This is a genomic window from Streptomyces niveiscabiei (assembly GCF_001419795.1).
In the GTDB taxonomy this organism is placed as follows: domain Bacteria; phylum Actinomycetota; class Actinomycetes; order Streptomycetales; family Streptomycetaceae; genus Streptomyces; species Streptomyces niveiscabiei.
The window spans coordinates 1-6,867 of the sequence record NZ_LIRL01000434.1 but is presented as its reverse complement, the minus strand read 5'-3'; the positions used below and the strand labels follow the sequence as shown (position 1 = coordinate 6,867).

7 protein-coding genes are annotated in these 6,867 nt (G+C 72.5%); 3 read left to right on the top strand and 4 right to left on the bottom strand.

Annotated features, from left to right (window positions below; genetic code table 11):
* Window positions 1-250: alcohol dehydrogenase catalytic domain-containing protein (locus AOK24_RS49740; protein ID WP_420876679.1), on the bottom strand; the 250-nt coding region annotated here is incomplete at its 3' end.
* Window positions 251-349: 99 nt separating this feature from the next.
* Here AOK24_RS49740 and AOK24_RS21110 point away from each other — a divergent pair.
* Window positions 350-1,441 carry an NAD(P)/FAD-dependent oxidoreductase gene (locus AOK24_RS21110; protein WP_055721624.1) on the top strand — a complete coding sequence of 364 codons (1,092 nt, stop codon included), beginning with the start codon at window positions 350-352 and terminating at the stop codon, window positions 1,439-1,441.
* Between the two features lie 66 nt (window positions 1,442-1,507).
* Entirely contained in the window at window positions 1,508-2,311 is an 804-nt protein-coding gene (locus tag AOK24_RS21105; protein WP_055721623.1) for an SDR family NAD(P)-dependent oxidoreductase, read from the top strand.
* Window positions 2,312-2,316: 5 nt separating this feature from the next.
* On the opposite strand, the gene AOK24_RS21100 is transcribed toward AOK24_RS21105, so the two are convergent.
* The 3 genes from AOK24_RS21100 to AOK24_RS21090 all read right to left on the bottom strand — a co-directional run bounded on the left by AOK24_RS21100 (window position 2,317) and on the right by AOK24_RS21090 (window position 5,222).
* Complete coding sequence (locus AOK24_RS21100; RefSeq protein ID WP_055721622.1) at window positions 2,317-3,771, bottom strand: FAD-dependent oxidoreductase; 1,455 nt, start codon at window positions 3,769-3,771, stop codon at window positions 2,317-2,319.
* Window positions 3,772-3,893: 122 nt separating this feature from the next.
* Entirely contained in the window at window positions 3,894-4,613 is a 720-nt protein-coding gene (locus AOK24_RS21095) for a response regulator transcription factor (RefSeq protein ID WP_055721621.1), read from the bottom strand.
* 120 nt (window positions 4,614-4,733) lie between these two features.
* On the bottom strand, window positions 4,734-5,222 hold the full coding sequence (locus AOK24_RS21090) for a MarR family winged helix-turn-helix transcriptional regulator (RefSeq protein WP_055721620.1): 489 nt from the start codon (window positions 5,220-5,222) through the stop codon (window positions 4,734-4,736).
* Between the two features lie 136 nt (window positions 5,223-5,358).
* Between AOK24_RS21090 and AOK24_RS21085 the strand changes: the two genes are divergently transcribed.
* Window positions 5,359-6,798, top strand: coding sequence for an MFS transporter (locus tag AOK24_RS21085; protein WP_055721619.1), 1,440 nt, complete (start codon window positions 5,359-5,361; stop codon window positions 6,796-6,798).
* The last annotated feature ends 69 nt before the right edge of the window (window positions 6,799-6,867 follow it).

Here is a 6,867-nt window from a genome sequence, read left to right as displayed (position 1 = left end):
CCACCCCCGCGGCCTCACCCCCCATCACAGCGGGCAGCCGCACCGCAGGCGCTCCCGCCGGAAGCCGCCCCGAACGCCGTTTGTGGTCAACGGGGTTGACCCCCGCCGCCCGCACGGCGACGAGCAGCTCGCCCTCCCCCGGCACCGGCCGCGCCGCCTCCGTGAACCGCTCGACCTCCGGCCCCCCGAAACGCTCGTACCCGTAGACCAACGGCATGCCCCACCCCCACGTCGCGCCATTAATTGCCATACAGATTGCATTTTACTTAAGCGGACGGCTACGCTCACGGACACCGGCGGAGCCCTGCCTCCTCCGGTGTGGGAACGAGACGCACAAGGAGCGCAACGTATGGGCAGCACGGTCGCGATCGTCGGCGGCGGATACGGCGGGGCGGCGCTCGCGCGCGACCTCGACCCGGACTTCGACGTCGTCCTGATCGACCCGAAGGACGCCTTCGTCCACGCGGTGGCGGCGCTGCGCGGCCTGGTCGACGCGGACTGGGCGGAGCGGATCTACTTCGGCTACGACGGCCTGTTCACCCGGGGCCGGCACGTGCGCGACCGCGCCGTGGAGGTGGACGCGTCCGGGGTCACCACGGCCGACGGCACGCGGATCGACGCGGACTACGTCGTGCTGGCGACCGGCTCCTCGTACCCGTACCCGGCGAAGCCGGACACCGAGGACAGCGCCGACTCGGTGCTGCGGCACGCGGGCACGCGGGCCGAACTCGCCGCCGCCTCCCGGGTGTTGCTGCTCGGCGCGGGTCCCGTGGGGCTCGAACTGGCCGGGGAGATCACCGAGCGGTGGCCCAGCACCGAGGTCGTGGTGGTGGACCCCGCCGAGGACGTGCTCGGCGGGCGCTACCTGCCCGAGCTGCGCGGCGCGCTGCGGGAGCAACTCGCCGAGCGGGGCGTCCGGTTGGAGCTGGGCAGCGCGCTGACGGCCATGCCTCCGGTGGCGCCGGGGGTGCGCGAGGCGTTCTCGGTGACGACCGAGGCGGGCACGCGGATCGACGCGGACCTGTGGTTCAGGTGTTACGGCATGGCGCCGCTGAGCGGCATGCTGCACGGCGCCCTCGCCGCCGCCCGGCGCGCCGACGGGCACGTGGAGGTGGACGAGCACCTGCGGGTCGCGGGCGCGACGAACGTCTTCGCCGTCGGCGACGTCACCGCCGTACCGGAGCCGAAGCGCTCCAAGGCCGCCTCCGAGCACGCCGTCGTGGTGGCGGCGAACATCCGGGCGCTCGCCGCGGGCACGGCGCCGGAGCGGACGTACCGGCCGGGGGCGGACGCGGTGCTGGTGCCGCTGGGTTCGACGGGTGGCGCCTCGCAGGTGCCGGGTCCCGAGGGCCCGGTCGTCCTGGGGGCCGCCGAGACGTCCGGTTACAAGGGGGCCGACCTGCTGCTCGGGCGGTTCGCCGAGCTGTTCGGCGCCGTCTGACCTCATCCACACGACCGTTCAGCGCCTCCTTCCCGTACCAGCCGTCCGAACGAGAGGTGTCGACCGATGACGCACGCAGCACACTCCCTGACCGGCAAGGTGGCCGTGGTCACCGGCGGCGCGGGAGGGATCGGCGTCGCGACGGTGGAGGCGCTGGCGGCCCTGGGGGCGCACGTCGTCCTCGCGGACGTCGCCGACGCCCCGGCGAAGACCGCCGCCGACAAGCTGGCCGCGCAGGGGCTCTCGGTGGTCGGCCACGAGGTCGACATCGCCGACGAGGCGAGCGTGGAGCGCCTGGTGGACTTCACCGTCGACACGTTCGGCGGCATCGACGTCCTGGACAACAACGCGGCGCTGACCTCCGCGATCCGCCAGGACCGGGACGTCGTGTCCATGTCGGCACAGCTGTGGGACCAGGTCCTCGCGGTCAACCTGCGCGGTCCGATGCTGCTGTGCAAGCACACCGTGCCGGTGATGATCGAGCGCGGCGGCGGCTCGATCATCAACATCACCAGCGGCCAGGGCCTGTCCGGGGACCGGGTGATGGTCGCGTACGGCGCGTCCAAGGGCGGGCTGATCGCGCTGACCCGTTCCGTGGCCGCCGCGTACGGCGCGGACGGGGTCCGCTGCAACGCCGTCGCGCCCGGCCTGGTCCGCACCCCGGCGCTGGAGGCGGACATGCCGGAGCCGGTGCAGCGGATGTTCCAGAGCGCGAACCTGATCCCCCGGCTCGGCACGCCGGACGACGTTGCCGCGCTGGTCGCGTTCCTCGCGTCGCCGGCCGCCTCGTTCATCACCGGGCAGGTGCTCAGCGTCGACGGCGGGTTCCTCTCCCACCTGCCGACGCTGTCGCCGCTGCCGCCGCGTTGACCGTGTTAACGCGGCCAGGGCGCGAGCCCCGCCTCGATCGCCTGCGCGGTCGGGGCTCCGGCCCAGGCGTAGTAGCCGTCGGGCCGCACCAGGAGCGCTTCGTCTCCGCCGTCGGCGCGGTGGGTGACGGTCAGTCCGTCCCGGCCGAACTCCCCGCCCGGCGGCAGGACCAGCACGAAACGCCCCTCGCGCAGCACCTCGTACAGCCGCCCCTCGGCCAGTTCCAGGTCCGGCGCGCGCTTCCCGGCCAGGGGGTGCGCGCCGCGCGGCGCCGGGTAGGCGAAGCCGGTTCCGGTGATCTCCCCGACCGCCTGCCGGGCCACCGGCCCGACGTGGGTGACGACCAGTCTGCGGACGGCGCGCAGCGCGATCTCCAGCGGGTTGTGGGCCATGGCGAGGCGCAGGTTGAGGCCGCTGCTGCGCAGGACCGCGCGGCCGATGGGGTGGCGTTCGGCGTGGTAGGTGTCGAGGAGGGTGTCGGGGGCGCGGCCCTGGAGGACGGCGGCGAGTTTCCAGCCGAGGTTGACGGCGTCCTGGAGGCCGGTGTTCATGCCCTGGCCGCCGGCCGGGGAGTGCTGGTGGGCGGCGTCGCCGGCGAGCAGGACGCGGCCGACGCGGTAGGCGGGCACCTGGCGTTCGTCGCTGTGGAAGCGGGAGAGCCAGCGCGGGTCGTGCATCCCGAAGTCGGAGCCGAAGGCCCGCTCGGTCAGGGCGCGCAGCTCCTCGAACTCGACCGGCGCGTCGTCGGGTTCGCCCCGGTGGGCCCGGTCCCAGCCGCCGACCCGCCAGTAGCCGTCGCCGAAGGGCGCGATGAACCCGAAAGCACCGCCCGCACCGTGCACCCGCACCACGAGGGGCGGTTCCTCGGTGAACTTCACGTCGGCGAGGATCACCGACCGGATCACCACCTTGCCGGGGAAGGGCAGCCCGAGCGCTTCGCGTACGGCGCTGCGCGTCCCGTCGGCGCCGACCAGCCACTCGGTGCGTACGGTCGTGTCGCCCGCGTCGGTGCGCAGCGCGACGGTGACGCCGTCGGCGTCCTGGGCGAGGCCGGTGACCTCGGCGGCGTAGCGGATCTCCGCGCCGTGCTTCAGGGCCCGGCGCAGCAGCAGGCGCTCCACCTCGTACTGCGGGGTGACCAGCAGGAAGGGGTAGCGGGAGGGCAGTGCGCCGAGATCGAACGGGATCGCGCCGAACAGGCGCAGTTCGCGGACGATCTGGCCGGTGGCCACGAGTTCGTCGGCGAGGCCGCGGGCGTCGAGGAGTTCGAGGGTGCGGGCGTGGACGCCGAAGGCGCGCGACAGGTTGCTGAGGCCGGCCGGGCGCTTCTCGACGACGGTCACCCGGACACCGGCCGCCGCGAGGTCACCGGCGAGGAGCAGTCCGGTGGGGCCGGCGCCCGCGATGACGGCGGAGGGAATCTGCTCGGGTTTTCCGGGGGATTCATGCAGGCGGGTCATCCGCAACTCGCTTCCATCGGTCGGAGCCGGAAAACACGGAGGCGCATTTCCCGGTAGATCTCCGGACCGAGTTCCCCGCCGCCGAATGCGACGGGGAACTCGATAATGCCGGAAAAGGGAATTCAGGCGTGCCCGAGGCGGAAACCCACACCGCGTACGGTGACGACCCAGCCGTTGCCGCCGAGTTTTCTGCGCAGGCTGCTGACGTGGGTGTCGACGGTCCGCCGGGACCACGAGTCACCCCACACCTGCTGGAGGAGGCGCTTGCGCGAGATGACGGTGCCGGGGTGGGAGGCGAGCAGGCACAGGAGGTCGAACTCCTTGCGCGTCAGGTCCACGCCGTGGCCGTCCAGGCAGACCTCGCGGGAGCCCACGTCGATGTGGAGCGGGCCGTGGTCGATCGCCCGGCTCGGGCTCCTGCGGGAGCGCACGCGCCGCATGACCGCGTCGATACGGGCCATCAACTCCCGGAAGCCGTACGGCTTGACCAGGTAGTCGTCGGCGCCGGCCTGGAGGCCGAGGACCCGGTCCAGCTCCGAGCCGCGCGCGGTGACGACGATCAGCGGGACGCAGCTGACCGCGCGGATCGCCTTGCACACCTCCAGGCCGTCCAGGTCCGGCAGCTCCAGTTCCAGCAGGACGAGGTCCACGTTCTCGTAGGCCGCCAACGCCTGGGCGCCCCGGTCCACGGCGGCCACCTCGTGGCCGTGCCGGCGCAGGCCCTCCTCCAGGGCACAGGCTTCTCCCGCGTCTCCTTCGACGATCAGGATGCGCCACCCGCCCGCTCCGGGACGGGTGGATACGAGCGGTTCCCGCAGGAACTCTGACGATATCTGCGTCATACTCTCCCCCGGTAAGTCCAGTTCGTCACACGAAGTGAAACTCGTGTACCATACTATTAAACCGGGGCGGGTAATTCAAAGTCGTTCCAGTGGATTCTCTGTTTCAATCACATTAAGCGCTCACTGAATTCGATCGAGCGTTTCCCCGGCGCGCGCCCGGTCGCCGGCGTCGAGCAGGCGCAGCAGCAGGGCGGTCAGCGTCGCGCGCTCGGCCGGGGTGAAGCCGGCGAGGAAGGAGTCCTGGGACTCCTCGGCGACCTGCCACAGGGTGCGCTGGACGCGGGTCCCCTCCTCGGTGAGCCCGACCAGCTGACGGCGCCGGTCGGCGGGGTCGCGGGTGCGGTGCACCAGGCCGCGCTCCTCGATCAGGTCGAGGTATCCGCCCAGGTGGCTGCGTTGGAAGCCGAGGCGGTCGGCCAGCACGTGCTGGGGCAGGGGGCCGAAGTCCGCGAGCGCGGTGAGCGTCGCGAAGTGCGGGAGCCGCAGCCCGTGCCGGCCCACCGCTTCCACCAGCGCGTCGTGGCCGATCCGGGCCACGTGTCCGGCGAGGTACGAGGGCAGCGCCAGCAGGCTCGGCGGGCGGGGGGCGGAGTCAGGGGTCTCGCTCATACGTCCCACGATACGGGAATGTGGTGACTGGACGTAAGGATGACGTCATGGAATCATTACGTCTCGACACTAGTTCGGCGCCGGCTCCGTGCTCCCGAACGGCGGATCACCGCGCCCGTCCCCCGAGGACCTCTCCATGACCGACACGCCAGCGCGCACCGGCGCGCCCTTCGCCGCTCTCCTCCTCGCCGTCCTGTCCTTCTCCCTGATGCAGACGATGGTCGTGCCCGCGCTGCCCGACCTCCAGCGGGAGTTCGACGCCTCGACGACCGCCGTCTCCTGGGTGCTCAGCTCCTTCCTGCTCACCGCCTCCGTCGCGACCGCGCTGCTCGGGCGGGTCGGCGACATGTTCGGCAAGCGGCGGGTGCTGATCGCGAGCCTCACCGTGTTCGCCGCCGGCACGCTGCTGGCCGCGCTGTCCGACTCGCTCCCCCTGCTCATCGCCGCCCGCGCGGTCCAGGGCGTCGGGTCGGCCGCCTTCCCGCTCGCGTTCGGCATCGTCCGCGACCAGTTCCCGCGGGAACGGGTGCCCGTCGCGATCGGCCTGATCTCCTCCACGTTCGGCATCGGCTTCGGCGTCGGGCTCGTCATCCCCGGGCCGATCGTCGACGCCCTCGACTGGCACTGGATCTTCTGGCTCGGGCTGATCGTGATCCTCCTCGGGATCGCCGCCGTCACCGTGTTCATCCAGGAGTCCGCGCACACCAGCCCCGGCCGCATCGACTGGGCCGGCGTCGTCCTGCTCAGCGCGGGCGTCGTCGCCCTGCTGCTCGCCATCAGCGAGGGCAAGTCGTGGGGCTGGTCCTCCCCCGGCATCATCGGCCTCTTCCTCTCCGCCGCCGTCCTGCTCGTCGTCTTCGGGTACGTCGAGGGCAAGGTCCGCGAACCCCTCATCGACCTCGAACTCCTGCGTCGGCCCGCCGTCCTGACCAGCCACATCACCGCGCTCGTCATCGGGTTCGGCATGTACGGGGCGTTCACGCTCGTGCCGCTGCTCGCGCAGACGCCGTCCGCCGCCGGGTACGGCTTCGGCGCGTCCGTCACCGAGGCCGGGCTGTTCATGGTCCCGATGGCCGTGACCATGCTGATCGCCAGCCCCCTCGCCGGGCGCCTCGGCGCGGCCGTCGGCTGGAAGCTGCCCCTCGTCCTCGCCTGCCTCATCGGCGTCGTCGGCTTCGCGGTCTACGCCGGCGCCCACGACACCGAGTGGACCATGTACGCCGGCTCCGCGATCCTCGGCATCGGCGTCGGCTTCGCGTTCGCCGCGCTCGCGAACCTCGTCGTCAGCGCCGTCGACCGCAGCCAGACCGGGGAGGCGACCGGCATCAACACGATCATGCGGACCATCGGGGGCTCCCTCGGGGCACAGATCGCCGCGTCGATCGTGGTGTCCCGGACCGTGCCGGGGACCCGGCTGCCTGCGGAGTCGGGGTATACGACCGCGTTCGTGATGTCGGCCATCGCGTTGGGAGTCGCCGCGGTGGTGGCGCTGGCGGGGCCCGGGAAGTTCTGGGCGAGGACAGCGGCGCCCGCGCCCGCGCAGGCGGAGGGGGAACGGTCGCGGTCTGCGGCTTAGGCCAGCCGAGAACTCGCGGCTCACGTGGCCGGTCGGGTCGGGGGCGGGCGGCGGAGGCGGCGGGGGCGG

Excerpts from the sequence above, each read along its gene's own strand:
- AOK24_RS21110 (WP_055721624.1), top strand. The coding sequence starts at position 350 with ATGGGCAGCACGGTCGCGATCGTCGGCGGCGGATACGGCGGGGCGGCG.
- AOK24_RS21105 (WP_055721623.1), top strand. The coding sequence starts at position 1,508 with ATGACGCACGCAGCACACTCCCTGACCGGCAAGGTGGCCGTGGTCACC.
- AOK24_RS21100 (WP_055721622.1), bottom strand. The coding sequence starts at position 3,771 with ATGACCCGCCTGCATGAATCCCCCGGAAAACCCGAGCAGATTCCCTCC.
- AOK24_RS21095 (WP_055721621.1), bottom strand. The coding sequence starts at position 4,613 with ATGACGCAGATATCGTCAGAGTTCCTGCGGGAACCGCTCGTATCCACC.
- AOK24_RS21090 (WP_055721620.1), bottom strand. The coding sequence starts at position 5,222 with ATGAGCGAGACCCCTGACTCCGCCCCCCGCCCGCCGAGCCTGCTGGCG.
- AOK24_RS21085 (WP_055721619.1), top strand. The coding sequence starts at position 5,359 with ATGACCGACACGCCAGCGCGCACCGGCGCGCCCTTCGCCGCTCTCCTC.